This is a genomic window from uncultured Alcanivorax sp. (assembly GCF_947258575.1).
Taxonomy (GTDB): domain Bacteria; phylum Pseudomonadota; class Gammaproteobacteria; order Pseudomonadales; family Alcanivoracaceae; genus Alcanivorax.
This window is the reverse complement of record NZ_CAMYIV010000012.1, coordinates 341790-366653: the sequence shown is the minus strand read 5'-3', so window position 1 is coordinate 366653 and position 24864 is coordinate 341790. Positions and strand designations below refer to the sequence as shown.

Sequence of the window (24864 nt, the reverse complement as noted above, 5' to 3'; positions counted from 1 at the left end):
CACTTATCCCAGAACGCAACTTGGTGAAATCCCATGAGCAACGCGGTTGAACGTGCACTGATCAGTGTTTCCGACAAGACAGGTATCGTCGAATTTGCAAAGGCCCTGGCCGAGCAAGGCGTGGAAATTCTTTCCACCGGCGGCACCTACAAGAAACTGCAGGACGAAGGCATCGCCGTGCGCGAAGTCTCCGACTACACCGGTTTCCCGGAAATGATGGCCGGCCGGGTGAAAACCCTGCACCCGAAAGTGCACGGTGGCATCCTTGGCCGTCGCGGCCAGGACGAACAGGTCATGGCCGACAACGACATCAGCCGCATTGATCTGGTGGTAGTCAATCTCTACCCGTTCGAAGCCACCGTGGCCAACCCGGATTGCTCACTGGAAGACGCCATCGAGAACATCGATATCGGCGGTCCGACCATGGTGCGTTCTGCCGCCAAGAACAACGCCAGCGTGGGCATTGTCACCAATGCCAGCGACTACCAGCGTGTTCTCGACGACATGGCCGCCCACAACGGCGCCCTGTCCGACACCCTGCGTTTCGACCTGGCTATCAAGGCGTTCGAACACACCGCCGCCTATGACAGCGCCATTGCCAACTACTTTGGCAAGAAAGTCGGAGAGAACAATCAGGACTTCCCCCGCACCATCAACCTGAATTTCGAGAAAACCCAGAACATGCGCTACGGCGAGAACCCGCACCAGAAAGCGGCCTTCTACACCGAGCGCACCCCGGCCGCGGCCTCCATCGCCACCGCCAAACAGCTGCAGGGCAAAGAACTGAGCTACAACAACATTGCCGACACCGACGCGGCGCTGGAATGCGTCAAAGGCTTCACCAAGCCCGCCTGCGTGATCGTCAAACATGCCAACCCGTGCGGCGTGGCAGTGAGCCTGGACGGCATCGGCAAGGCCTATGACCTGGCCTTCGAAACCGATACCGAATCCGCCTTCGGCGGCATCATCGCCTTCAATCGCGAGCTGGATGCGGCCACTGCCCAGGCTATCGTCGATCGCCAGTTTGTGGAAGTGATCATCGCGCCGTCTGCCACTGACGAAGCCCTGGCCATCACCGCCGCCAAGAAGAACGTGCGTGTGCTGGTATGTGGCGAGATCAAGGGAGCGGCAGCGCAAGGCCTGGACTACAAGCGCGTGAATGGCGGCCTGCTGGTGCAGGACCGTGACATCGGCATGATCACCGAAGGCGAGCTGAAAGTGGTCACCAAGCGCGCCCCCACCGAAGCGGAGATGCACGACCTGATCTTCGCCTGGAAAGTGGCCAAGTTCGTCAAATCCAACGCCATCGTCTATGCCAAGAACCGCCAGACCGTGGGCGTGGGCGCCGGCCAGATGAGCCGCGTCAACTCCGCCCGCATTGCCGCCATCAAGGCCGAGCATGCCGGCCTGCAGGTAGAAGGCTCCGTCATGGCATCCGACGCCTTCTTCCCGTTCCGCGACGGCATCGACAATGCCGCCAAGGTCGGCATCAGCTGCGTGATCCAGCCGGGCGGTTCGATCCGCGACGAAGAAGTGATTGCCGCTGCCGACGAAGCCGGCATGGCCATGGTCTTCACCGGCATGCGCCATTTCCGTCACTAACAGCATCTCTCTGTAGGAGCGGCGCTCGAGCCGCGAAGCTGCTTGCGACAACGATTCGCGGCTCAAGCGCCACTCCTACGGCGAACCTGAAAGGGTTGAGGTAGACATGAAAGTTCTGATCATTGGCGGCGGTGGCCGCGAGCATGCACTGGCCTGGAAAGTGGCACAGGCGGAACAGGTTGAGAAAGTGTTCGTGGCCCCCGGCAATGCCGGTACCGCCCGGGAAGCCAAGCTGGAAAACGTGGCCATCGATGTACTGGACCAGCCCGCTCTGCTGGCCTTTGCCAAGGACAACGGCATCGACCTGACCATCGTCGGCCCGGAAGCGCCGCTGGTGGAAGGGCTGGTGGACAACTTCCAGGCCAATGGCCTGAAGTGTTTCGGCCCCAGCAAGGCCGCCGCCCAGCTGGAAGGCTCAAAAGCCTTCACCAAGGATTTCCTGGCCCGCCAGAACATTCCTACCGGCGCCTACGGCAACTTCACCGATATGGACGAGGCCCTGGCCTATGTCCGTGAACAGGGCGCCCCCATCGTCATCAAGGCCGACGGCCTGGCGGCGGGCAAAGGCGTAATTGTCGCCATGACCCTGCAGGACGCAGAAGACGCCGTGCGCGACATGCTGGACGGCAATAAATTCGGCGACGCCGGCCACCGCGTGGTGGTGGAGGAATTCCTGGAAGGCGAGGAAGCCAGCTTTATCGTCATGGTGGACGGCAAGAACGTGCTGCCCATGGCCACCAGCCAGGACCACAAACGCGTGGGCGACGGCGATACCGGCCCCAACACCGGCGGCATGGGTGCCTACTCCCCGGCGCCGGTGGTCACCGATGCAGTCTACCAGCGCATCATGGACGAGGTGATCACCCCCACCGTGGAAGGCATGGCCGCCGAGGGTATGCCCTACACCGGCTTCCTTTACGCCGGGCTAATGATCAACCCGGATGGCGCCCCCAAGGTCATCGAGTACAACTGCCGCTTCGGCGACCCGGAAACCCAGCCGATCATGATGCGCCTGCAATCCGATCTAGCTGCCCTGTGCCTGGCGGCCCTGGACGGCAAGCTGGACCAGACCTCAATCCAGTGGGACCCGCGCCCCACCCTGGGCGTGGTGATGGCCGCCGGCGGCTACCCGGACAGCTACGACAAGGGTGACGTCATTGAGGGCCTGGATCAGGCCGATTCCGACACCGTTAAGGTATTCCATGCCGGTACCGCGCAGAAAGACGGCCAGGTAGTGACCAGCGGCGGCCGCGTTCTCTGCGTCACCGGAGTTGGCGATACCGTCAGCGAAGCCCAGACCAACGCCTACGCCGGTGTGAAGCAGGTCACATGGCGCGGTGCCTATCACCGCACCGACATCGGTTACCGTGCAGTGGCCCGCGAAAAGTCATAAAGTAGTAGCAACTAAGAAGTAAGGGTGAGCCCGGCAGGGCTCACCCACCAACGCTGCACGTTTATCGACCGCTGGGGGTTAGCAATGAGCGATGTCGTAGCCGACATGTCTCGTCTCGAGAATTTCATTCCCTTTGACTGCCTGGGCGAATCGCACCTGAAGGAAATTCAGGGCCAGATCGAAGTCATCAAGATAGGCCCCGGACGGCTGCTGTTCAAACGCGGCCAGACCAGCGACAAGGCCTATTTTCTGGTGGAAGGCTCGGTTGATCTCACCGACGCCAGTTTCCAGGTACGCCACTTCGCCGCCGATGACGACGAGAACTACCTGGCGCTGGACAACTACCCGGAACACACCATCAACGCCATCAGCGCGGAAGCCACTACCCTTTACGCCATCGACCGCAACAAGCTGGATCTACTGATGACCTGGACCCAGGCCGCCGAATCCATGCTTGATGAAGACGATGACGAAAGCGAACGCGACTGGATGGATGCGCTGCTGTCCTCGGAACTGTTTTCTGCCATACCGCCGGCCATGATTCACAGCCTGTTCGTGAAATTCGAGGAACGGGAGGTGCAGCTGGGCGAAACCGTGGTTAACGAAGGGGATGATGGCGACACCTTCTTCGTGATCAAGCAGGGCAAGGCCATGGTCACCCGCTCCAAGGGGGCCAAGCAGGAAACCCTGGCGGCCCTGTCCGCCGGGCGCTTCTTCGGCGAAGACGCCCTGATCAGCGACAGCCCCCGCAATGCCACCATCACCATGACCAGCGACGGCACATTAATGTGCCTGGGCAAACAGGACTTCCAGTCCATCCTGCAGGACTCGGTGATCCGCCATCTCAGCGAAGACGAGCTGGATACCATGGTGCTGGAGGCGGAGACCGCCTGCATCCTGGTGGATGTGCGCCTGCCCATGGAGTTCCGTCACGACCGTACCCCGGGTGCCCGCAACCTTCCCCTCAACGAACTACGCCGCGAAGTGCACAACCTGGAAAAGGATTTTTTCTATGTGGTGTGCGGAGATGGTCGACGCAGCGAGCTGGGAGCCTATATCCTCTCGGAAGCAGGCCTGAATGCCTATGTGCTGGACCGGGGAAAAGCGACGGATGCAAAAAAACCAACGGAAGTGGCCTGACTCTTTTCTGTTCAGAGGCGCCCTGATACTCCTGCTGAGTCTGGCGGGCAGCCTCTGCCGGGCCAATCCGGAACCACCTCCGCCCTTTGTGATTCACAGCCTGCCTGACCAGGCGCGGATTACCATCTACTCCGAATACCTGCGTGACCCCTCCGGCGAGCTCGACATCCATACCGCCAGCCAGCTACCGGCCATGGATCACTTCCAGCCGGCCACCCGCTACATCGAGCGCCTGGGCATCCGCAACGGGCACTGGTGGGTGCGCGTTGCCATCAAAAACGAGCTGGGTAACCAGCATGATTTTGCCCTGCATCTGCGCGGCAACCCGGCGGCACAGCTCTATCTACCTGACGGGAACGGCGGCTACCGGCAACTCAGTCCACAAGAACGTATCCCAGGCCGTGGCAGCAGCTTCCGGGTGCAGCTGCCTACCGGTGAAACCCAGCTCGCCTATCTGCAATTGCCGCCTCGGGCCTATCTCACTTACGGACTCACCCTGACCACCGTTAACGGCTTGCTCCAGCATCAGCAGCAACAACATGCCATCTACATGTTGCTGGCCGGCGCCCTGTTGATACTGGCAATGTATAACCTGATTGTCGGCGCTCTGCGCGGAGGAGCCACCTACTACTACCACTGCGGCTTTATCCTCAGCATCCTGTTGATCGGGCTGACCCTGGCGGACTTGCTGCCCTGGGCTCTGAGTCAAAATAACCTGCTGCATCCACGACTGCTGTTTGCCGGCATGATGCTGGCCATGTGGTCGGCCACCGGCCTGTCACGCAGCTTTTTCAACCTGTCTGACCAGACCGGCTGGCTGCATTACTGCACCCGTCTGCTGCAGATGCTGGCCCTGGCCAATCTGCCTTTCACCATCATTCTGCCGCTGGCCGCCGCCGGCTACATCAGTTTCGCTCTGGTCACCATGGCCACCCTGTTTCTGCTCACCATGGGCTACACCGCCTGGCACCGTGAAATCACTGGCGGCGGACTGTTTTTCCTCACGTCCCTGTTGATCAGTTTTCCGGCGTTGCTGGTATGCCTGGCCTGCCTGGGAATCGTGCAAACCGGCGCGGAACTCCCCCAATGGCTACTTGGCGCTACCGTGCTGGAAGCAATGACTCTGGGCATCGGCCTGCGGCTGCAACATGCCCAACAGGCCCGTATGCAGATCGAGAAGAAACGCTCCGAGGCGGTTGCCGAAACCGTAGACAGCACCCGCCGGGAAACCCTTTCACGGATCGGCCATGATATTCGCACCCCGCTGAGCGGCATCCTGGGGATGGCGGAAATTCTTGGCGACACCCCGCTTACCCCCAACCAACGTGAATGCGTCTGCGCCATCCAGAATGCCGGCGACAGCCTGCTGCGCATCATCAATGACGTACTGGAGCACTCGCAGCTATCCACCCAGGGCGCCGACATCAATCACAGCGCCCTGGACATCCATGACCTGATCATGGAAGCCATCGACCTGTTCAAGGAAAAGGCCGAAGAAAAACAGATCGAACTGATCACCCACGTACATACCAATGTACCCACAAGGGTAATCGGCGACGCCGGACGACTGCGCCAGATCCTCACCAACCTGATGGGCGCCCTGGTACGCCATGGCAGCCACGGGGAACTGGTGGTAGATGTGTCCATGGAGCCAACCGGCCAGGCGGACCGGGTTCGCTTCGGGTTCTCCGGCAGCGCCATCAGCGACGACATCCTCAAGCGCCTTCGCAGCACCACCAAACAGCCGGAAAGCAGCCATCTGAGCCTGGCCATCGCCGAACAGCTGGTGGAAGCCCTGCACGGCCGCATGGGCACCCTGCAGGATCAGCGCGGCGCCCATTACTGGTTTGTGGTTCCCCTGCCACCGGAAATCACCGATGCGCCACCGCCGCTAATGGTGGACACCTCGGCGCTGGAAGGACGCAGTCTGCTGGTGGTTGATGATTCCAGCACCGTGACCCGGGTACTGCGCCATCACGCCCTGTCCTGGGGGATGCGCGTCACCGCCTGCCACGACCCCCGTGAGGCGCTGGCCTCCCTGCGAACCCAGGCCAACATCAACGAGCCCTACGACGTGGTGGTGCTGGACCACAACATGCCCGGCATGGACGGCATGCAACTGGCCGCCCGGATCCACGAGGACCCGGTGATCATGCACCCCACCGTGCTGGTGATGCTCACCGGTATCAGCCTTGCTCCCACTGCCACCCAGGCACGCAATGTGGGCATCCACCGGGTGCTGTCGAAACCCGTTTCGTCTCCCCGCCTTCGCCAGGTACTGGCCGAAGAGCTGGGGCTGGGCCACCGCCCCATGCCCAGCAAGACCGAGCACAAGCCCGACCCGCAACTGAACATCCTGGTGGCAGAGGATCATTATCTGAGCCAGAAAGTGATTCGTGGCATGCTCGCCAAACTGGGCCTCAAGGCCGACATCGCCTCCAACGGCCAGGAAGCCCTGACCCTGGCCGAGAAGCACCGCTATGACCTGATCCTGATGGATTGCGAAATGCCGGAGATGGATGGCTTCGAAGCCACTCGACGGATTCGTCAGTACGAGCAGAAACAGGGTCTGCCGGCGGTGCCCATTGTCGCCCTCACCGCCCATATCCTGCGCGAGCACAAGGAACGCAGCCTGGCAGCGGGCATGAATGCCCACCTGCCCAAGCCGGTGGAGTTGAATGTGCTACGCGATACCCTGGTGCGCTTTACCCGCCCCGACGCCACTGATTCGGACTTGTTCCTCGCCAACGACGAAATGCCCGACTGAAAGAACTGGATTCGGCGAAGCCCAGCAGCAGGGCTATCTCTGTCAAAGACAGGGCCGGATCCTGCAGATACAGCTCCGCCAGACTCTGACGCAGGCCATCAAGAATTTCCGCAAATCGCAATGAACGGCGCGCCAGCCGTGCACTGAGCGTGCGGGCAGGCATGCCCAGGCTATCCGCCACGGATTCCAGAGATGGCTCGCCATCTGCCAGCTGCTGATAGATGCGAGCGCGCACGGCGCTGACCAGATTGGTATTGGCGTCAAAGTCGGCCAGCAGGTCACGGGCCTCGCGCTCCATCATTACCGAGAGCCCCGGATCTGCCGATTCCAGCGGCAACGACAGATACTCAGCCGGCAACTCCACCCCGTCGAAATCCGCCGCGAACTGCACCGGCGCATCAAAAAACGCCTGATAGCGTTGTTCGTCATCCGGCGCCGGGTGGCGGAAACACACCCTGGCAGGGCTCAGCTGCCGGGCCATCAGCGGGCGCATGAACGCCACCCATCCGGTCACCGCCGCCTCGGTGAGATAACGGCCCGGCTCGCCGGCCAGCGGACACTGCCAGCTCAGACGTACCGTGTCACCCTGGTGCGAAAGTTGCGTCTCGCCCAGCTTGCCGGACAGGCTTTCAAAGCGGATCAGGCGATCCATGGCCTGGCCCAGATCGCGGCTGGCCAGAATCACATAACCCAGCACTTGATAAGAGCGGGGCTTAACCCGCTTGCCGATTTCGAAACCCAGGCCGGAATCGCCGCTGGCTTGCAGAATCACCAGAAACAGCCTTAATACATCCACCAACGGCAGCAACTGGCCCGGTTCGGCAAACGGTGTCTCACTGAGCCCGGCTTGCTGCAGCACCGCCTCCCGGGACAGACCGTAATGCGCCAGTAACGGCGGCAGCACCGCATCTACATAGGCAGCCGTGAGGCTGCGATCAGAGCCTGCCAGGCCGGGATCAAGTACCGGCATGAACCGCCCTGCCCTGGCACCACTGGCGCAGCCGCGCCAGGGATTCCGCCATGGTCACCGACAGCGGCACGGTGGCCGCCAACTCCGCTTCCAGCAGCGCCTGGTCCAGCACGCCATCGGCGGCGCCGGCGCTGTAGAGTCCGGCCACCACGGCCTGTTCGATTTCCGCCCCGGTAAACCCGTCGCTGTGCGCCGACAGGGTGGGCAGATCGAACCGCTCGCTTGCCTGGCCGCGTTTTTCCAGGTGGATACGGAAAATCACCTCGCGCACCGCCGGCGATGGCAGATCCACAAAGAAGATTTCGTCCAGGCGTCCCTTGCGGATCAGCTCCGGTGGCAGGCGCTCGATGTCGTTGGCCGTGGCCACCAGGAACACCTGGCTCTGGTTCTCCGCCATCCAGGTAAGCAGGGTTCCGAGTACGCGCCGGGAGGTGCCGCCATCGTTGTCGCCCACGGCGATGCCCTTTTCGATTTCATCGATCCACAGCACACAGGGAGACATGGTCTCGGCCAACTCCAGCGCCTCGCGCACGTTGCGTTCGGATTCACCGAAGAACTTGTTATAGATGGCGCCCATGTCCATGCGCAGCAGCGGCAGCCCCCACAACCCGGCCACCGCCTTGGCGGCCAGGCTCTTGCCGCCACCCTGCACCCCTACCATCATGATGCCGCGGGGGCTGTCGATATCGCTTTGCCCGTGAAAGGCTTTCTCGCGTTTGCCCAACCAGTCTTTCAGCCCCTGCAGACCGCCCACGTCGGCAAAGCTTTCCGTGTCGTACTCATAGCTGAGCACGCCGTCCATTTCCATCAGGGCAAACTTGGCCTTGTTGATCTCCGGCAGGTCCGCCTCGGTAATAGCGCCGTCGTGGATAATGGCACCCCGAGCCAGCTTGCGGGCATCTTCCACGCTCAGGCCGCGCAGGTTGCGCACCAGTCGATCGAGTGAGTTCCGATCCGCGCGCACCCGTTCCCCTTTCTCCTGTTTGAAACGACGAGCCTCGTCCTGAACGATATGCTCCAGCTGCTTCTCGTCCGGCATGGACAGGGAAAAGCGGGTGCAGTAACGGCGGATTTCCGGGGGAATGGAAAACTGGTGGCTGATCAACACCAGGGTGTGGTGCAGGCGCTCATGATGGAGGGCGATTTCCTTGAGCAGGCGCACCTGTTTGGGCTCACCCTCCAGATAAGGATGCAGATCACACAGGGCGTAGATGCCCGGTTCATTGGTGCCACGAATCTGCCCGAGCACCGCGTCAGGCTCCACCGTGTGCTTCTGGCTGGGGGCGTCCTCGAATTCCAGCCGGCGCAGGCCATCCACCCCGTTCCAGGCGAACACCGGCCGGCCCTCACGCATCCCCAACCGGCGAATCAGATCCAGCGCCCGCAATTCCTCCCAGGTCTCGATGACCACGATGGGATAGCGGGATTCCAGCAGCATTTTCAGGTCGTTCAAGTCACTCATTTGTTATCATTCTTCACAGGTCACTGTCAGCGCTATGCTAGCATGAAGCCTGACACTGTTTTGTAGCGCCGCGGAAGACTGCCTGCTCACCGGGAGCACTCTGTTTTCCTGCACCCCATGTGCGCCGTAGCAAACCGTTTTGGAAGATCCCCATGAGCGAACGTCGACTGTCACCGCTGGACAAACTGCTGGCCCGGGCCGATAACGCCCTGCGTACACTGACGCCGGGCACCATCCAGGCGGAGCGAGCACCTGCCCATGCGTCTGCGGCGCCGGATAGCCCGGAAGCCGGGAATCTGCCCACCGATAAGCGCCGCCATGTGCTGGGGTTGATGCGTATCAATCATACCGGTGAAGTGTGCGCCCAGGCGCTGTATCAGGGCCAGGCCAGCACCGCCAGCCTGCCCCATGTGCGCCATGCCATGGAGGAAGCCGCCCGTGAGGAAGAGGATCACCTGGCCTGGTGCGAGGAGCGCATTCAGGAGCTCGGCGGTGTACCCAGCAAGCTTAACCCGCTGTTCTATGCCATGAGCTATGCGGTCGGCGCCACGGCCGGCCTGGTCGGCGACCGCTGGAGCCTGGGCTTTGTATCGGAAACGGAGAATCAGGTGGTCAAACATCTGGAAGCCCACCTGTTCCAGGTCCCGGAAAGCGACCTGCGTACCCGCGCCATTCTGGAACAGATGAAAAGTGACGAACTCAAACACGCCGTCACCGCCAAAGACGCCGGCGGCGCAGACCTGCCCCCGCCAGTGCGCCACGCCATGACACTGATGAGCAAGGTGATGACGTTTACGACCTACAGGATCTGAGTTGACAGTTGATAGTGGACAGTTGACAGCGTCACGGAAAAAGTTGGTAGTTGATTAAAGCAAAGAGGCCGCGCCCAAGTGTTGGGCGCGGCCTCTTACGTTTCCGGATAGCGATAAGCTCTAACGCGCAGCTTTCAACTGTCCACTATCAACTGTCAACTGCCCTTCAGCCCATATTCCGGCTGTAGAAGATCTCCAGCATCTCGGTGCGCAGGCGCTCCTCGATCTGCTCCAGTTCTTCCTTCTCGAATTCGTCGCTGCCAGCGCCGAACAGATAGTTGTCGATGTCGAAGTCCTTGAGCAGCATCTTGGTGTGGAAGATGTTCTCCTGGAACACATTCACGTCGATCATCTGATAGGCGTTCTGGGTGTCTTCGGTGAGGAAGTTCTGGATCGAATTGATGTCGTGATCAATGTAGTGCTTGGTGCCATCCAGATCCCGGGTCATGCCCCGCACCCGGTAGTCGACAGTGACGATATCGGAATCGAAGCTGTGGATCAGGTAATTCAGCGCCCGCAGCGGTGAAATCACCCCACAGGTGGACACATCCACGTCCACCCGGAAGGTGGAGATACCGTTATCCGGGTGGGATTCCGGGTAGGTGTGCACCGTTACATGGCTCTTGTCCAGATGCGCCACCACGGAGTCCGGCAGCGGGCCAGGCGCTTCTTCATCCCAGTCAGTGCCATCCGGCGGACTCTCATGCTCGGCAATCAGCATGGTCACGCTGGCGCCCTGGGGATCGTAATCCTGGCGAGCCACGTTGAGCACGTTGGCGCCGATGATCTTGGTCACGTTGGTGAGAATCTCGGTGAGACGCTCGGCATTATACAGCTCGTCAATATACTCGATGTACTCCTTGCGATGCTGTTCCGTCTTCGCATAGGCGATATCGAAAATATTGAAGCTCAAGGATTTGGTCAGGTTGTTGAAACCATGAACCGTAATCTTGGGATTGGGATCTTTCACCACAGCTGTACCCCGTAGGCGTCATCGCCACAATAAAACCAACACACCACCGCAGACTCTGCGGCTACCTGTTTGCGAGACCTCAGGGCCTCAGCTTGCCTCCGGCTTGCGCCGGACCGTTGACCGGGCAGGAATCAAGCTTCCTGACCCTCAATGGTATAACTATGGGTGATCTCAACACCACCTCGGGTCAGCATAATGCTGGCCGAGCAATATTTCTCCGCCGACAGCTCCACCGCCCGCTTCACCTGGGTTTCTTTCAGGTTATTACCGCTGACGATGAAGTGCAGATGAATCTTGCTGAATACCGCCGGCACCTCATCGGCACGCTCCGCGGTCAGCTCACAGCGACAGTCCGTCACGTCTTGGCGGGACTTCTTGAGGATATGCACCACATCAAAGGAGGAGCAACCGCCGACACCCAGCAACAGGGTCTCCATGGGACGCGGTCCCCGGTTCTGACCACCGTGATCCGGCGGACCATCCATGAGCACCGTATGGCCGCTTTCTGTCTGCGCTTCATAGCAGGCTTCGCCCTGCCATTTAACCACTGCTTTCATGGGGGATCTCCCAGGTTCCAGTCACCGCTCCAGGCTGCTTCTATCCAGCCCCGAAAGGGGGCGCAGAGTACCATAGCGCGGGGGCGCCGCCACCCCCCTGACAGCCCCGGATGGCAGATAATTTTGCCACCGGGCAGGCCTTCCAGGGCTCTCCCGAGCCGGTGCCGGTCAGCCGTAAGGCACCGTTTAGCCTGTGAAAATTGAGAGTGAGAGCCAGTTCCCTTGGCATCAATGATAAAAACAGGCAATATCCTTACGCTTACCAGCTAAGACATTTTTCTGGCTTAATATTGAGCACCCATGACTGACGGCAACAAAATTATTCCAAATCTGGACCAGTTTCTGGCCCACTGCCATCGCCGCAAGTACCCGGCGAAGAGCACCATCATTTATGCGGGTGATGAATCGGATGCGCTTTACTATATTTTGAAGGGCTCCGTGACAGTCATGATCGAAGACGACGATGGTCGCGAAATGATCATGGCGTACCTGAATGAAGGGGATTTCTTCGGTGAAATGGGGTTGTTCGAGAACGACCCGTCACGCTCCGCCTGGGTAAAGGCAAAGACTGAGTGCGAAGTCGCCGAAGTCAGCTACGGCAAATTCAAGCAACTGGCCCGGGAAGACGCCGACATCCTGTTCGCCGTCTCCGCCCAGATCGCCGGTCGCCTGCGCGCCACTACTCGCAAGGTAGGGGATCTGGCCTTCCTGGATGTGACTGGCCGCGTGGCCGGCACCCTGCTGGACCTGTGCAAGCAGCCCGACGCCATGACCCACCCGGACGGTATGCAGATCAAGGTAACCCGCCAGGAAATCGGCCGCATCGTCGGCTGCTCCCGGGAAATGGTCGGCCGGGTACTGAAGAACCTGGAAGAACAGGGGCTGGTGTCTGTTAAGGGTAAGACGATGGTGGTTTACGGAACGCGGTAAAAAGCAGTTAATAGTTAATAGTTAATAGTGAACAGTTAACAGCTGCGCGTTCAGCGCATGAGTGACTGAAAGCAAAGAGGCCGCGCCCAGATGATGGGCGCGGCCTCTTGCGTTTAACGACAGAACAACCTGGTCCGCGGCGCTGTTAACTGTTCACTATTAACTGTTAACTACTCTTGAACGCTGCCATCTCCCGCTGGATAAAGTGCTCCACCAGATCACGGTAAAGCTTCTCGACCATATCCGCATCCAGCCCTTCCTGCTCCGCCCAGTCGCGCCGTGTTTCTAGCATGGCTTTGAAACGCGCCGGCGCACGCACACCGTCTTCGCTGGTTTTGAACGCTGCGGCAGCATGGACATACCCGGCCCTTTCGCCCAGAAGTGCAATGATTTGCCTGTCGCGACAGTCGATTTCGGCACGGATGTCCTCCATGCCAAGACATTCCTCTGGTGACTTTCCTGTCATTCAAACTCCCTGTTTTCGCATTAAAACGAACGAAGCCGCCCCCACTTCATGGGCGCGGCCTCAAACATTCTCTGCGCGGCACCAACCTTCCCCGCGCAGCTATTAACTATTCACTATTAACTGTTAACTAAAAAAACAGCGCCTTCAGCGCCGCCCCCGGATCCTCCGCCCGCATAAAGGCCTCGCCCACCAGGAACGCATTGATGCCGTTCTTGCGCATCAGCTTCACGTCTTCCGAGGTGTGGATACCGCTTTCGGTGACAATCATACGGTCGCCGGGGACCTTTTCCGCCAGCGTCAGGGTGGTGTTCAGGCTGGTCTCGAAGGTATGCAGGTTGCGGTTGTTGATGCCGATCAGCTCGGCGTTGAGATTCACCGCCCGCTCCAGCTCTTCCTCGGTATGCACTTCCACCAGCACATCGCAGCCAGCCTGCTGGGCGGCGTGGTAGAGTTCGTTCATCTGCTCATCCGACAAGGCCGCCGCGATCAGCAGAATGGCGTCGGCACCCATGGCCCGGGACTCGAAGATCTGCCAGGGGTCGATCATGAAGTCCTTGCGCAGCACCGGCAGATTGACCGCGTTGCGCGCCGCACGCAGGTAATGCTCGTCACCCTGAAAGAAGTCCTTGTCGGTGAGTACCGACAGACAGGCCGCGCCGTTTTTCTCGTAGCTGCGGGCAATCTCCACCGGGTCGAAATCGTCCCGGATCACGCCCTTGCTGGGAGAGGCTTTCTTGATTTCGGCGATCACTGCCGGTTGGTGGTCACGCACCCGGTCGAACAGGCTGGAAATGAACCCTCTGGCCTTGCGCTCGTTGGCGGCCATGGCCTCCAGCTCACCCAGGGTGTAGTTGTTCTTGCCGACCGCAATTTCTTCCTGCTTGCGCGCAATGATCTTGTCGAGAATGGTGCCTGTGCTCATAACCGCTCTCCTTATCAGTCCGCAGCGGTGAGGGCCGTGCTGTATTGAGCCAGCTCACGCATGCGCTCTGCTGCCTCTCCATTGTGTATCAGGTCTTCGGCCATTCGTACCCCTTCTTTGTGAGTCCGGGTAATACCGCTCACATAGATAGCCGCCCCCGCGTTCAGGGCAATCATGTCCGCTGCCTTGCGGGCCGCGTCACTGCTGCGTTTGCCGAAGGCATCGCGAATCAGGGCCAGGGAGGCGTCGGAGTCGGTCACATCCAGGCCGACCAGTGAATCGGAGTCCAGCCCCAGGTCTTCCGGCGTCACCTCGTATTCGCTGATTTCCCCGTTACGGCATTCCGCCACATGGGTACGGGTGGCCAGGCTGATCTCGTCCAGGCCATCCCGGCTATGCACCACCATCACGTGCTCGGCGCCCAGTCGGCCCATCACCTCCGCCATGGGGCGGCACAGCTTCTCGGAGAAGACCCCCACGACCAGACGCTGCACGCCGGCCGGGTTGGTCATGGGGCCGAGAATATTGAACAGGGTGCGCATACCCAGTTCCTTGCGCGGGCCCACCGCGTATTTCATGGCCTTGTGGTGGTTGGGGGCAAACATGAAGCCCACTCCCACGTTATCCACGCAGCTGCCGATCTGTTCCGGGGTCAGGTCCAGGGCGATGCCAGCGGTTTCCAGCAGATCCGCCGAGCCGCTTTTGGAGCTCACCGACCGGCCACCATGCTTGGCAACCCGGGCCCCGGCCGCCGCCGCCACAAAGGCGCTGGCAGAGGACACATTGAACAGGTTGGCGCCGTCGCCACCGGTGCCGACGATATCCACCAGATACTGGCGGTTCTGCACCGGCACGGCGGTAACCAGCTCGCGCATCACCTGCACGCCACCGGTGATCTCGTCCAGGGATTCGCTCTTCATGCGCAGGGCTACCAGGAAGCCGCCGATCTGGGCGTCAGTAGCGCCGCCGGTCATGATCTGACGCATCACGTCCTGCATTTCCTCGATGCTCAGGTCGATCTGCTCGACCACCTTGGCCAGGGCCTGCTGGATATTCATGCGGCGTCCCCTTGTTGTTCGTTGTTCAGAAAGTTCTCGAGCAGGGCGTGGCCGTGCTCACTCAAAATGGACTCGGGGTGATATTGCACCCCTTCGATGGGCAGGGTTTTGTGCCGCATGCCCATCACCTCGTCCACACTGCCGTCCTCGTTGCAGGTCCAGGCGGTCATTTCCAGGCAGTCCGGCAGACTGTCCTTTTCCACCACCAGGGAGTGGTAACGGGTGGCCGTGTAGGGAGACGGCAGGTTGCGGAAAATACCCACGCCACTGTGGTAGATCGGTGAGGTCTTGCCGTGCATCACCTGGCGGGCGCGCACCACCTTGCCACCGAAGGCCTGGCCGATACTCTGATGGCCCAGACAGACCCCGAGAATCGGCAGCTTGCCGGCAAAGTGCTGAATGGCAGCAATGGAGATGCCCGCCTCGTTGGGCGTACAGGGGCCCGGAGAAATCATCAGCCGGTCCGGATTCAGCGCTTCAATCTCGTCGATGGAGATCTGGTCATTGCGGTGCACCAGCACCTCGGCGCCCAGCTCCTGCAGGTACTGCACCAGGTTGTAGGTAAAGCTGTCGTAGTTGTCGATCATCAGCACACGCATTACCGCTGCCCTCCGTCTGCCAGGTTGAGACCACCCAGTGCCAGATTCACCGCCCGGAACACGGCCCGGGCCTTGTTCATGGTCTCGTCCCACTCGGACTGGGGCACAGAGTCGGCAACAATGCCGGCACCGGCCTGCACGTAAAGGCGCTGATCCTTGACCACGGCGGTACGGATGGCGATGGCGGTATCCATGTCACCGTTGAAACCGATATAGCCCACAGCACCGCCGTAGACGCCCCGCTTGGTGGGCTCCAGTTCGTCGATGATTTCCATGGCACGAATTTTCGGCGCGCCGCTCAAGGTGCCCGCCGGGAAGGTAGCGCGCAGCACGTCCAATGGCCCCAGGCCGTCGCGCAATTCGCCTTCCACATTGGAGACGATATGCATGACGTGGGAGTAACGCTCCACCACCATCTTGTCGGTGAGCGTGACCTTGCCGGGCTTGGCCACCCGGCCCACATCGTTGCGGCCCAGGTCGATGAGCATCAGGTGCTCGGCGATTTCCTTGGGGTCGGCCAGCAGGTCTGCTTCCAGGGCCTGGTCTTCCTCGGCATTGGCACCGCGCTTGCGGGTACCGGCGATGGGTCGCACGGTGACGGCGCCCTGCTCTGCCCGGGTGAGAATTTCCGGGGAGGAGCCAGCGATATGGAAGTCCCCCAGATCCAGATAAAACATGTAAGGCGACGGGTTCAGGTAACGCAGCGCCCGGTACAGATCCAGCGCCGGCGCCTTGAAGGGGCAGCTCATGCGCTGGGCCGGCACCACCTGCATCACATCCCCGGCGAGAATGTACTCGCGCACCTTTTCCACCCCGGCCTTGAATTGCTCCTCCGGAAACTCGCTGCGGAAATCGCTCTCGTCCACCGGCTCGCCGTAAACGGTATGCTCCGGCTCCGGCAGGGGCGCACGCAGCAGCGCCTGCAGCTCATCCAGGCGCTGCGCCGCCTGCTCGCCGGCATCGGTTTCACGGGGGTCCACATGCACCACCAGGAACAAAGCTCCACGCAGGTTATCGAACACCACCACTTCTTCGGAGCGCATCAGCAGAATATCCGGCACGCCGAGCACATCCTCGCCGGGCGCCGGGCCCAGCCGGGGCTCGAAATAACGTACGCTGTCGTAACCGAAGTAGCCCACCAGGCCGCCGTTAAAACGGGGCAGCCCGGGGATTTCCGGGGAGCGGTACTGCTGACGGTAGTCTTCAATCCACTGGATCGGGTCAGCCACCTCGGTGGTGGTTTCGCCCTGTTCATTACTGACAGTAACGGCCTGGCCAGTGATGCGGATCACTTCCGTGGCCGGCAGCCCGAGAATGGAATAACGGCCCCAGCGCTCGCCGCCCTGAACGGATTCAAACAGGTAGCTGTAAGGCCCCTGGGCAAGCTTGCGGTAGGCGGTCAGCGGCGTATCCAGATCCGCCAGCACCTCGCGTACCAGCGGCACCCGGGTATAGCCCTCTCGGGCATAACGATCCAGTTGCTGTTGTGACATGGTTGTCCCTATTGGTCTTCGCTCGGCCATTCAAACGCACAGGCCGACAAGTGCAACAATTGTAGAGGAAAAACAAGGCAAAAAGGGCGTGTCCGTGCAAGCGTTCAACACCGGCACAGAGGGAGCGTCACCATCGCCAGCTGGCGGGTGCGGAGAGGAAGGCAAAGCTGTTGATCAGGGCACGGTCCAAGGGGGACGTCCTTTCTCAAACGTGAAGATTGGGGGAATTCTAGCTAATGAGAACGCCGGACGCCAGACGCGCTACCCCAGACGCTGAAAACCCGGAGGAAACTGCTAAACTGGCGCCTCGATCTATACTTGGCATCCAGCGTCCGGCGTCAATCCAGGAGCCCCATGAAAATCCTCGCCCTTTACACTGCCAGCGAATCCCGCGGCCCTGTGGAAAGCCAGCCCGCTGTGCAGCTACGTGCCGGGTGCGGCATCGTTGGCGACCGTCATTACAAACGCAATGCAAAACCCGCCGAACAGATTACCCTGATCGAATCCGAAGCCATCGCCGCCTTCAACCGGGATTATCAGCAGCAGGTTGAATCACACACCCTGCGCCGCAATGTCCTCACCGAGGGAGTCGACCTGAATGCCCTGGAGGGCCGGGAATTTCTGCTCGGCAACATCCGCCTGCGCGGCATCGAATTGTGCGAGCCCTGCTCCGTGGTGGGCAAATTGCTGGCCGGCGACCTGACACCCCCTCAGGTGGTCAAGGCCCTGCTGGGCCGGGGCGGCCTGCGTTGTGAAATCCTGTCCAGCGGCGTGGTTCGCGTGGGCGACAGCATCAAGACTGAGACCCCATGAATACCACTACACCGCAAACCGTTATCAGCACCACCCGCCAGTGGCTGGAGCAGGTCGTCGTCGGCCTCAACCTGTGCCCCTTTGCCCGCAAGCCTCTCGGTGCCGGTCAGGTTCACTTTGCCGTCAGCGACAGCCGCAATGTGGAAACCCTGCTGGTGGATTTGTATGACGAGCTGGTGCGGCTGGATAACACCCCTGCCGAGCAAATCGACACCACCCTGCTGATCATTCCCGATCAGCTGGAGGATTTTCTCGACTATAACGACATGCTCGATCTGGCCGATGGCTTGCTGGAACAGCAAGGCTGGGAAGGCACCTATCAGATTGCCAGTTTCCATCCGGCCTATCAGTTTGCCGATACGCAGGTGGACGACCGCGAGAACTTCACCAACCGGGCCCCCTACCCGATCCTGCATATCCTCCGTGAAGCCAGCCTGGACCGGGGCCTGGCCAGCTACCCGGACCCGGAACAGATCCCCGAGCGCAACATCGCCACTCTCAACGGCCTCAGTGACGACCAGTGGCGCAGCCTGTTCAGCAATCTGACAGGGAAAACTCCATGAATCTGGATCTGACCGACATCGGCCTGGTCACAGCAGTGGTGGTGATTGCCGCCCTGTTCTGGCGCTCCCACGGCATCCGCGAACGAGCACTGATCTACACCCGGCGATTTTGCCAACGGGAAGAGGTGGAGTTTCTGGATGATACCGTAGGGCTGGAAAAACTGGCGCTGATGAAAGACCGCCACGGCAAACGGCGCATAACACGCATCTACCGCTTCGAATTCACCGTCACCGGCGGCGAGCGCTACCCCGGCCACACCTATGTGCAGGGCGGCCACGTGCAGCGGGTCGAGCTGCCGCCCCACCGCTACACCCCGGACCCGGAACAGCTGCACTGAGCCGTACTGTAGCGGCGCGATTCCATATGGTGGCTATCGCGCCGCCAGCGTCGCTCCTACGCGGCGTTGTTGAGAACTTCGAGGTTATTTAACGCGCTGCTTGCCCAGCTTCCTGGCCAGGGTGCGGCGGTGCATGCCAAGACGTCTGGCGGTTTCGGAGATATTGAAGCCGGTCTCTGCCAGGGTTTCGTGAATGCGTTCCCACTCCAGGGTTTTCAGATCGGTTTCCCGGGCGGTGAGGGCCACATCCACGTCGCCCTCGGCACGCAGGAAGGCGGCTTCAATGTCATCGGTGTTGGAGGGTTTGGCCAGGTAATGACAGGCCCCCAGCTTCACCGCTTCCACCGCCGTGGCAATACTGGCGTAGCCGGTGAGCACCACGATCAGCATATCTTCATTGTGCTCGTGCAGACTCTGGACACAGGCCAAACCGGAGGCCTCTCCTTTCAGCTTCAGGTCGACCACCGCGTAACCCGGATCATGGTTTGCCAGCAGGGCATCCATTTCTTCCATGCCGGCAGCATGGATCACCGTATAGCCTCGTCGCTCAAAGGAACGGCTGAGGGTACGGGCGAATGCCTCGTCATCTTCCACGATCAGCAGCAACCGCTCTGTCTGTTGATCAACATCACTCACAACTTATTCCTCTTCCAGGATGACTGCGGACAGGGGCAACGACAGCATTACCACGGCACCGCCCTGGACCAGATTGCGGGCGCGCAGGTTGCCGCCCAGGGTGCGCAGCACATTCATCACCAGGAACAGGCCCAGCCCACTGCCCGATCGTCCCTTACTGGATTGGTAGGGCCGCCCCAGGCTTTCCAGCATGGCCGGCGGGAAGCCAGGACCTCGGTCGGTCACCGAGATCACCAGGGTGTCGTCGTCACGGTGCACATCCAGACGCAGCCATTGCGGGGATGCCTCCAGGGCATTGTCCAGCACGTTATGAATACTTTGCTTCAGGGCCGAATCGGAAACGATGCTCAGGTCCTGACCGAAGTCATTGCGGTAGATAAAGTCTTTTACTGGCCGGGTTTCTCGCCATTCGGTGACCAGGTCATCCAGGAATTCCCGGGCGGTGGTTTCCTCGGAGGATTCTCCACGGGCCTCACCGGCGGACAACAGAATGCCACTGACAATGGATTTACAGCGCAGCACCTGAGTCTGCATTTCGCCAATTTCCTGGGCCATGTCCCGGTCGGATTTGAACGGTTCCATGTGCCGCCAGTCACCGAGAATCACCGACAGGGTCGCCAGCGGTGTGCCCAGCTCGTGGGCGGCACCGGAGGCCAGCAGCCCCATACGCACAATGTGCTCTTCCTCAGCGGCGCGCTGGCGCAACTCCGCCAGATGCTCGTCGCGCTGGCGGCGATTGCGGGTAATACGGTTGATAAAGATCACCAGCAGCACCCCGTTGAGCACAAAGCAGATGATCATCCCTTCGATATAGAGACTGAACAGCCCTTTTGAATGATCCAGCGGCAGCGGCAGCGGCTTGCCCGACCAGGCCAACCAGGCAAAACACAGGGTGGTGGTAATCAGGATCACCCAGGTGGACCACACCTTGAGCAGCACGGCACCAAGAATCACCTGCAACAGGTAAAGAAACACAAAGGGGTTGGTGGCCCCGCCACTGAGATACAGCAGGATGGTCAGCGTCGCCACATCAATCAGCAGCGACAGAAACAGCTCGGTATTGCCGATGCTTTTCGGCAGCTTGAGGCGCAGCAGACTGACCGCGTTGAGCAACAGCAAACCAAACAGCACCACCAGCATCTGCCCCAGGGGCAGGGTGATGCCGAAACCAAAGTGCACCAGAAGGATGGTGGCCAGCTGACCGCCCATGGCGATCCAGCGCAGCTGAATCAGCAGCTGCAGGTTCTTGCGGCCGGCCACATCTTCACTGGAACGGCGGATGGCCGCCAGGGGCGGGGTGCCGGCGGGAGCTGTCATTGTCAGTTTTTCCATGGCGAGTCAGTTTACCGACTTCGGCGTGAAGGTGTGAGGAGGTTATGGACCGGGCATGATGGCCGCCTGGGCGAGGGCGGGTTCGCCATGCAAGCACAGCTCCTACAAAAAACGGCTTCAGCGCTTGCGCTGTTCGCGTATCACCAGCCAGGCCGCCAGCATCACACCCAGCGCCAGGGCAAACCAGGTGATGGCGTAAACCAAGTGATTATTGGGGAAACGGATTACGGTCAGCCCACCAATCGGTCCGGGTTGGTCGCTGGCCTCCGCATCGATAAAGAAGGGTGCCACCGGTACCAGCCCGTGCCGTTCTCCCATGGCCAGTACATCCCGAGAATACCAGCGGTGTTCAGCGGGCACATTGTCCCGCAACAGGCCACCGCCCGGTTCGTTGAGGCGCAGCAAGCCGGCCACCGAGACCTCACCGTGCGGGGTAAAATCTCCCCGACTGGCTTGCACCCGCTCGGCCTGGGGCACGAACCCCCGGTTGATGTAGACCCAGCTGCCATCCGTCCGCTGCAACGGCGTCATCACCCAGTAGCCCTGGCCCTCCTCCGTGGCTGCGGTCACCAGGGAGATTCCTTCGGGCAGATACTCCCCCGTTAGCTGAACACGCAGATATTCATGGGAGGCTTTATTGACGGCGGACCAGTCACCCTGCCCGGGCGCGTCTACCGGTAGCGCATGGACGCGGGCATCCACCCGGGCGATGAGATCCTCTTTCCAGGCCAGGCGCTGCACCTGCCAGACGCCCAGGGCAATAAAGCCGGCAAAGGCCGCCAGACAAAACAGCAGAAACAGGAATGAAAGAAGACGCCGACGAGCCATTGCTATGCCTCTTCAAACGAAGGAGAGAGCAGGAGGCGTCTGCCAGCAAACCCAGCCTCTTTTCGAGGTCGAATTCGCTGGCAGGCAAGCTCCTGCAGGGAGACTGAGGTGTTACCCCATCATGCCCGGCATCATGTTGTTGTTCAGGCTGATCATCACCCACAGGGAACCGGCCAGGGTGATAAACACCAGCACCAGGGTGAAGATCAGTGCCAGCATGTTCCAGCCCCCTTCCGAATGGAAGTTCATGTGCAGGAAAAACACCATGTGGACAACGATCTGCACCACCATGAAGGGCAGGATCAGCAGCGCTGTGGTGGTGGAGCTTTCGAAGACATTGCCCATCACCAGCCAGAACGGGATCACGGTAAGAATCACCGCCAGCACAAAGCCGATCACGTATTCCTTCAGGCTAACGTGGGGGCCTTCCGCCTCGTGGTGATCGTGGTCGTGTGTATGCTCACTCATGGCAGCACTCCCATCAGATAGACATAGGTAAAGACACCCACCCAGACCACGTCCAGGAAGTGCCAGAACATGGACAGACAGAACACCCGACGCTTGTTGGCAGGGATCAGGCCGTGCTTCTTCAGCTGGAACAACAGGGTCACCAGCCAGACGATGCCAAACAGCACGTGCAGGCCGTGGGTGCCCACCAGGGCGAAGAAGGCGGTGAGGAAGCCGCTGGTCTGCGGCGTCGCACCGATGTGGATCAGGTGATAGAACTCGTACAGCTCCAGCCCCAGGAAGGCCGCGCCCAGCAGGGCGGTGATCGCCAGCCAGAACAGGGTGCCCTTCAGGCGGTTGGCCTGCATCTGCAGCATGGCAAAGCCATAAGTGATGGAGGACAACAGCAGGAACGAGGTGTTGATCGCCACCAGGGACAGATCGAACACTTCCATGCCGGTGGGCCCGCCCGCATAGCTGCGCGCCAACACACCGTAGGTGGCGAACAGGGCAGCGAAGATCAGGCAGTCGCTCATCAGGTAGAGCCAGAAGCCCAGCAGGGTACCGTTCTGGGGGTGGTGATCCCCCTTCACCAGAAACTCCAGCTGGCCATCCTGCGTTTTCACGTCAGCGGTCATGGTTGCTTCAGACATTGGCAAGCACCTTGGTTCGTTCGGCTTCAATCCGTTCTACTTCCTCAGCGGGGATGTAGTAGTCACGGTCGTAATTGAAGGTGTGGTAGATGGCGGTGCCGATCAGTGCCACGAAGGTCACCGCTGCCGCCAGCCACATGTGCCAGATCAGGGCGAAGCCACAGGCCACGCTGATCGCCGACAGCACGATGCCTGCCCAGGTGCCCTTGGGCATGTGAATCGGGATAAAGCCGGATTCCGGGCGCTTGAAGCCGTGCTGTTTCATCTGCCACCAGGCGTCCAGATCGTGCACACGCGGAGTGAAGGCAAAGTTGTAAGGCGGCGGCGGCGAGGAAGTAGACCACTCCAGGGTACGGCCATCCCACGGGTCACCGGTCTCATCGGCCAGCGCTTCGCGGCGACGGAAGCTGACGATCAACTGGATCAGGAAGGCCGCAATACCCACCGCAATCAGCACCGCACCGAAGGCGGCAATCTGGAACCAGATCTGCAGGGACTGATCCTCGAAGTGGCTGACACGACGGGTCACGCCCATCAGGCCGAGCACGTACAGCGGCATGAAGGCGAAGTAGAAACCGATCAGCCAGAACCAGAACGACAGCTTGCCCCAGAACTCATCCAGCTTGTAACCGGTGGCTTTCGGGAACCAGTAAGTGATACCGGCAAACAGACCGAACAGCACGCCACCGATGATCACGTTATGGAAGTGGGCGATCAGGAACAGGCTGTTATGCAGCACGAAGTCCACCGGCGGTACCGCCAGCAACACCCCGGTCATGCCACCGATCACGAAGGTGACCATGAAGCCCAGGGTCCACAGCATGGGCACATCGAACTTGATGCGGCCACGGAACATGGTGAACAGCCAGTTGAAGATCTTCGCCCCTGTCGGTATCGAGATAATCATGGTGGTGATCCCGAAGAACGAGTTCACGCTGGCCCCCGAGCCCATGGTGAAGAAGTGGTGCAGCCATACCAGGTAGGACAGCACGGTAATCACCACGGTGGCGTAGACCATGGAGGTGTACCCGAACAGCGGCTTGCGGCTGTAGGTGGCCACGATCTCGGAGAAGATACCGAACACCGGCAGGATCAGGATGTACACCTCCGGGTGACCCCAGATCCAGATCAGGTTCACGTACATCATGGCGTTGCCGCCCATGTCGTTGGTGAAGAAGGCGGTGCCCAGATAACGATCCAGGGTCAGCATGCCCAGCACGGCGGTCAGCACCGGGAAGGCCGCCACGATCAACACGTTGGTGCACAGGGAGGTCCAGGTGAACACCGGCATCTTCATCAGGCTCATGCCCGGGGCACGCATCTTGACGATGGTCACCAGCAGGTTGATCCCCGATAGCAGCGTACCCACCCCGGCGATCTGCAACGACCAGATGTAGTAATCCACCCCCACCCCGGGACTCTGCAATATCCCCGATAGTGGCGGATAGGCCAGCCAGCCGGTCTTGGCGAACTCGCCCACGAACAGGGACACCATCATCAGCGCGGCGCCACCGGCGGTCATCCAGAAGCTGAAGTTGTTCAGGAACGGGAAGGCCACATCACGGGTGCCGATCTGCAACGGGATCAGGTAGTTCATGATCCCGGTCACCAGCGGCATGGCCACGAAGAAAATCATGATCACGCCGTGGGCGGTGAAGATCTGGTCGTAGTGATCCGGTGGCAGATAGCCCATGTTGTCGCCGAAGGCGAAGGCCTGCTGCAGGCGCATCATGATGGCATCGGCGAAACCGCGCAGCAGCATCACCAACCCCAGGATGATGTACATGATGCCGATCTTCTTGTGGTCGATGGAGGTGAACCACTCGGTCCACAGATACCCCCACAGCTTGTAGCGAGTCAGCGCCACCAGCATGGCCACGCCACCCACTGCCACCACGGCGAAGGTAGCCAGAATGATCGGATCATGGAACGGAATCGCGTCCCAGGTGAGACGTCCGAAAATGAGTTTGGTCAGGTCCAGGTTTTCAAACATGGGCGACACCTGCTACGACAATTTTTGTTTGCTCCCCTCTCCCTTTGGGGGACCAGCGCAGCGCAGAACAGCCGCAGGCTGGCCCGAAGGGTGAGCGAAGCGAATAAAGGGGCCGGG

24 protein-coding genes are annotated in these 24864 nt (G+C 60.5%); 9 read left to right on the top strand and 15 right to left on the bottom strand.

The features are described from left to right. Positions 1-33: 33 nt before the first annotated feature. The 4 genes from purH (at position 34) to Q0Y02_RS15130 (ending at position 6902) form a co-directional block, all read left to right on the top strand. The gene (gene purH, locus Q0Y02_RS15145; protein ID WP_297770281.1) at positions 34-1602 is read left to right on the top strand and encodes a bifunctional phosphoribosylaminoimidazolecarboxamide formyltransferase/IMP cyclohydrolase; all 1569 of its coding nucleotides are present in this window, start codon (positions 34-36) and stop codon (positions 1600-1602) included. Between the two features lie 106 nt (positions 1603-1708). Then, positions 1709-2995: a phosphoribosylamine--glycine ligase gene (gene purD / locus Q0Y02_RS15140; protein ID WP_297770278.1), complete on the top strand. Its 1287-nt coding sequence runs from the start codon at positions 1709-1711 to the stop codon at positions 2993-2995. An 84-nt stretch (positions 2996-3079) separates the two neighbouring features. After that, a complete protein-coding gene (locus Q0Y02_RS15135; RefSeq protein WP_297770276.1) occupies positions 3080-4135 on the top strand; it encodes a cyclic nucleotide-binding domain-containing protein in 1056 nt (351 codons plus the stop codon). Further along, positions 4107-6902, top strand: a complete 2796-nt coding sequence (locus Q0Y02_RS15130; protein ID WP_297770273.1) for a hybrid sensor histidine kinase/response regulator — start codon at positions 4107-4109, stop codon at positions 6900-6902. Before Q0Y02_RS15135 ends, Q0Y02_RS15130 begins: the two co-directional genes overlap by 29 nt. Here the strand turns inward: Q0Y02_RS15130 and Q0Y02_RS15125 are convergent. Together Q0Y02_RS15125 and Q0Y02_RS15120 are read right to left on the bottom strand one after the other, a co-directional pair. Next, positions 6841-7872, bottom strand: coding sequence for an AraC family transcriptional regulator (locus Q0Y02_RS15125; protein WP_297770270.1), 1032 nt, complete (start codon positions 7870-7872; stop codon positions 6841-6843). The two genes, Q0Y02_RS15130 and Q0Y02_RS15125, sit on opposite strands and share 62 nt — an antisense overlap. Further along, positions 7859-9334, bottom strand: coding sequence for an AAA family ATPase (locus Q0Y02_RS15120; protein ID WP_297770267.1), 1476 nt, complete (start codon positions 9332-9334; stop codon positions 7859-7861). Before Q0Y02_RS15120 ends, Q0Y02_RS15125 begins: the two co-directional genes overlap by 14 nt. A 152-nt stretch (positions 9335-9486) precedes the next feature. Here Q0Y02_RS15120 and coq7 point away from each other — a divergent pair, with 152 nt between their 5' ends. Further along, positions 9487-10146, top strand: a complete 660-nt coding sequence (gene coq7, locus Q0Y02_RS15115; protein WP_297770263.1) for a 2-polyprenyl-3-methyl-6-methoxy-1,4-benzoquinone monooxygenase — start codon at positions 9487-9489, stop codon at positions 10144-10146. Positions 10147-10312: 166 nt separating this feature from the next. Here the strand turns inward: coq7 and speD are convergent, their stop codons facing one another. Beyond that, positions 10313-11095 (bottom strand): adenosylmethionine decarboxylase, encoded by a 783-nt coding sequence (gene speD, locus Q0Y02_RS15110; RefSeq protein ID WP_198030678.1) that lies wholly within the window; start codon positions 11093-11095, stop codon positions 10313-10315. 155 nt (positions 11096-11250) lie between these two features. Next, positions 11251-11676, bottom strand: a complete 426-nt coding sequence (locus tag Q0Y02_RS15105; RefSeq protein WP_290539253.1) for an OsmC family protein — start codon at positions 11674-11676, stop codon at positions 11251-11253. A 300-nt stretch (positions 11677-11976) separates the two neighbouring features. Here Q0Y02_RS15105 and crp point away from each other — a divergent pair, with 300 nt between their 5' ends. After that, complete coding sequence (gene crp / locus Q0Y02_RS15100; protein ID WP_035250214.1) at positions 11977-12606, top strand: cAMP-activated global transcriptional regulator CRP; 630 nt, start codon at positions 11977-11979, stop codon at positions 12604-12606. Between the two features lie 166 nt (positions 12607-12772). On the opposite strand, the gene Q0Y02_RS15095 is transcribed toward crp, so the two are convergent. The 5 genes from Q0Y02_RS15095 to trpE form a co-directional block, all read right to left on the bottom strand. Continuing rightward, a complete protein-coding gene (locus Q0Y02_RS15095; protein ID WP_297770253.1) occupies positions 12773-13072 on the bottom strand; it encodes an isochorismate lyase in 300 nt (99 codons plus the stop codon). 127 nt (positions 13073-13199) lie between these two features. Beyond that, positions 13200-13994, bottom strand: coding sequence for an indole-3-glycerol phosphate synthase TrpC (trpC, locus tag Q0Y02_RS15090; RefSeq protein ID WP_297770251.1), 795 nt, complete (start codon positions 13992-13994; stop codon positions 13200-13202). 14 nt (positions 13995-14008) lie between these two features. Next, a complete protein-coding gene (gene trpD, locus Q0Y02_RS15085) occupies positions 14009-15052 on the bottom strand; it encodes an anthranilate phosphoribosyltransferase (RefSeq protein WP_297770248.1) in 1044 nt (347 codons plus the stop codon). Further along, entirely contained in the window at positions 15049-15651 is a 603-nt protein-coding gene (locus Q0Y02_RS15080) for an aminodeoxychorismate/anthranilate synthase component II (protein ID WP_035250222.1), read from the bottom strand. The genes trpD and Q0Y02_RS15080 overlap by 4 nt, the downstream gene beginning before the upstream one ends. Next, on the bottom strand, positions 15651-17144 hold the full coding sequence (gene trpE / locus Q0Y02_RS15075) for an anthranilate synthase component I (protein WP_297770243.1): 1494 nt from the start codon (positions 17142-17144) through the stop codon (positions 15651-15653). Before trpE ends, Q0Y02_RS15080 begins: the two co-directional genes overlap by 1 nt. Positions 17145-17498: 354 nt before the next feature. On the opposite strand from trpE, the gene Q0Y02_RS15070 reads away from it, so the two are divergent. From Q0Y02_RS15070 to Q0Y02_RS15060, 3 genes are read left to right on the top strand one after another with little or no spacing between them, the layout of a single operon-like run. Beyond that, positions 17499-17957: an MOSC domain-containing protein gene (locus tag Q0Y02_RS15070; RefSeq protein ID WP_297770239.1), complete on the top strand. Its 459-nt coding sequence runs from the start codon at positions 17499-17501 to the stop codon at positions 17955-17957. Continuing rightward, positions 17954-18520, top strand: coding sequence for a DUF1415 domain-containing protein (locus tag Q0Y02_RS15065; protein ID WP_297770235.1), 567 nt, complete (start codon positions 17954-17956; stop codon positions 18518-18520). Before Q0Y02_RS15070 ends, Q0Y02_RS15065 begins: the two co-directional genes overlap by 4 nt. Continuing rightward, positions 18517-18858 carry a DUF3301 domain-containing protein gene (locus Q0Y02_RS15060; protein WP_297770232.1) on the top strand — a complete coding sequence of 114 codons (342 nt, stop codon included), beginning with the start codon at positions 18517-18519 and terminating at the stop codon, positions 18856-18858. Before Q0Y02_RS15065 ends, Q0Y02_RS15060 begins: the two co-directional genes overlap by 4 nt. 84 nt (positions 18859-18942) lie before the next feature. Here Q0Y02_RS15060 and Q0Y02_RS15055 read toward each other — a convergent pair whose 3' ends face one another. From Q0Y02_RS15055 to cyoB, 6 genes are all read right to left on the bottom strand, one after another. After that, positions 18943-19494 carry a response regulator transcription factor gene (locus tag Q0Y02_RS15055; RefSeq protein WP_297770230.1) on the bottom strand — a complete coding sequence of 184 codons (552 nt, stop codon included), beginning with the start codon at positions 19492-19494 and terminating at the stop codon, positions 18943-18945. A 3-nt stretch (positions 19495-19497) separates the two neighbouring features. After that, a complete protein-coding gene (locus Q0Y02_RS15050) occupies positions 19498-20826 on the bottom strand; it encodes an ATP-binding protein (protein ID WP_297770228.1) in 1329 nt (442 codons plus the stop codon). Between the two features lie 117 nt (positions 20827-20943). Then, positions 20944-21654 (bottom strand): SURF1 family protein, encoded by a 711-nt coding sequence (locus tag Q0Y02_RS15045; RefSeq protein ID WP_297770226.1) that lies wholly within the window; start codon positions 21652-21654, stop codon positions 20944-20946. Positions 21655-21765: 111 nt separating this feature from the next. Further along, positions 21766-22122 carry a cytochrome o ubiquinol oxidase subunit IV gene (gene cyoD, locus Q0Y02_RS15040; RefSeq protein WP_297770224.1) on the bottom strand — a complete coding sequence of 119 codons (357 nt, stop codon included), beginning with the start codon at positions 22120-22122 and terminating at the stop codon, positions 21766-21768. Continuing rightward, positions 22119-22754, bottom strand: a complete 636-nt coding sequence (gene cyoC / locus Q0Y02_RS15035) for a cytochrome o ubiquinol oxidase subunit III (protein WP_297770221.1) — start codon at positions 22752-22754, stop codon at positions 22119-22121. The genes cyoD and cyoC overlap by 4 nt, the downstream gene beginning before the upstream one ends. Continuing rightward, positions 22747-24747 (bottom strand): cytochrome o ubiquinol oxidase subunit I, encoded by a 2001-nt coding sequence (cyoB, locus tag Q0Y02_RS15030; RefSeq protein ID WP_297770218.1) that lies wholly within the window; start codon positions 24745-24747, stop codon positions 22747-22749. The genes cyoC and cyoB overlap by 8 nt, the downstream gene beginning before the upstream one ends. Between the last annotated feature and the right edge of the window lie 117 nt (positions 24748-24864).

What these genes read in the sequence shown, in the direction of transcription:
- trpE (WP_297770243.1), bottom strand. Translation starts at nt 17,144, where the DNA reads ATGTCACAACAGCAACTGGATCGTTATGCCCGAGAGGGCTATACCCGG.
- Q0Y02_RS15045 (WP_297770226.1), bottom strand. Translation starts at nt 21,654, where the DNA reads ATGGCTCGTCGGCGTCTTCTTTCATTCCTGTTTCTGCTGTTTTGTCTG.
- trpC (WP_297770251.1), bottom strand. Translation starts at nt 13,994, where the DNA reads ATGAGCACAGGCACCATTCTCGACAAGATCATTGCGCGCAAGCAGGAA.
- crp (WP_035250214.1), top strand. Translation starts at nt 11,977, where the DNA reads ATGACTGACGGCAACAAAATTATTCCAAATCTGGACCAGTTTCTGGCC.
- Q0Y02_RS15050 (WP_297770228.1), bottom strand. Translation starts at nt 20,826, where the DNA reads ATGGAAAAACTGACAATGACAGCTCCCGCCGGCACCCCGCCCCTGGCG.
- Q0Y02_RS15105 (WP_290539253.1), bottom strand. Translation starts at nt 11,676, where the DNA reads ATGAAAGCAGTGGTTAAATGGCAGGGCGAAGCCTGCTATGAAGCGCAG.
- Q0Y02_RS15065 (WP_297770235.1), top strand. Translation starts at nt 17,954, where the DNA reads ATGAATACCACTACACCGCAAACCGTTATCAGCACCACCCGCCAGTGG.
- Q0Y02_RS15060 (WP_297770232.1), top strand. Translation starts at nt 18,517, where the DNA reads ATGAATCTGGATCTGACCGACATCGGCCTGGTCACAGCAGTGGTGGTG.
- cyoD (WP_297770224.1), bottom strand. Translation starts at nt 22,122, where the DNA reads ATGAGTGAGCATACACACGACCACGATCACCACGAGGCGGAAGGCCCC.
- Q0Y02_RS15135 (WP_297770276.1), top strand. Translation starts at nt 3,080, where the DNA reads ATGAGCGATGTCGTAGCCGACATGTCTCGTCTCGAGAATTTCATTCCC.
- Q0Y02_RS15070 (WP_297770239.1), top strand. Translation starts at nt 17,499, where the DNA reads ATGAAAATCCTCGCCCTTTACACTGCCAGCGAATCCCGCGGCCCTGTG.
- trpD (WP_297770248.1), bottom strand. Translation starts at nt 15,052, where the DNA reads ATGAATATCCAGCAGGCCCTGGCCAAGGTGGTCGAGCAGATCGACCTG.
- Q0Y02_RS15125 (WP_297770270.1), bottom strand. Translation starts at nt 7,872, where the DNA reads ATGCCGGTACTTGATCCCGGCCTGGCAGGCTCTGATCGCAGCCTCACG.
- Q0Y02_RS15130 (WP_297770273.1), top strand. Translation starts at nt 4,107, where the DNA reads ATGCAAAAAAACCAACGGAAGTGGCCTGACTCTTTTCTGTTCAGAGGC.
- Q0Y02_RS15080 (WP_035250222.1), bottom strand. Translation starts at nt 15,651, where the DNA reads ATGCGTGTGCTGATGATCGACAACTACGACAGCTTTACCTACAACCTG.
- purH (WP_297770281.1), top strand. Translation starts at nt 34, where the DNA reads ATGAGCAACGCGGTTGAACGTGCACTGATCAGTGTTTCCGACAAGACA.
- coq7 (WP_297770263.1), top strand. Translation starts at nt 9,487, where the DNA reads ATGAGCGAACGTCGACTGTCACCGCTGGACAAACTGCTGGCCCGGGCC.
- purD (WP_297770278.1), top strand. Translation starts at nt 1,709, where the DNA reads ATGAAAGTTCTGATCATTGGCGGCGGTGGCCGCGAGCATGCACTGGCC.
- Q0Y02_RS15120 (WP_297770267.1), bottom strand. Translation starts at nt 9,334, where the DNA reads ATGAGTGACTTGAACGACCTGAAAATGCTGCTGGAATCCCGCTATCCC.
- cyoC (WP_297770221.1), bottom strand. Translation starts at nt 22,754, where the DNA reads ATGTCTGAAGCAACCATGACCGCTGACGTGAAAACGCAGGATGGCCAG.
- Q0Y02_RS15095 (WP_297770253.1), bottom strand. Translation starts at nt 13,072, where the DNA reads ATGACAGGAAAGTCACCAGAGGAATGTCTTGGCATGGAGGACATCCGT.
- cyoB (WP_297770218.1), bottom strand. Translation starts at nt 24,747, where the DNA reads ATGTTTGAAAACCTGGACCTGACCAAACTCATTTTCGGACGTCTCACC.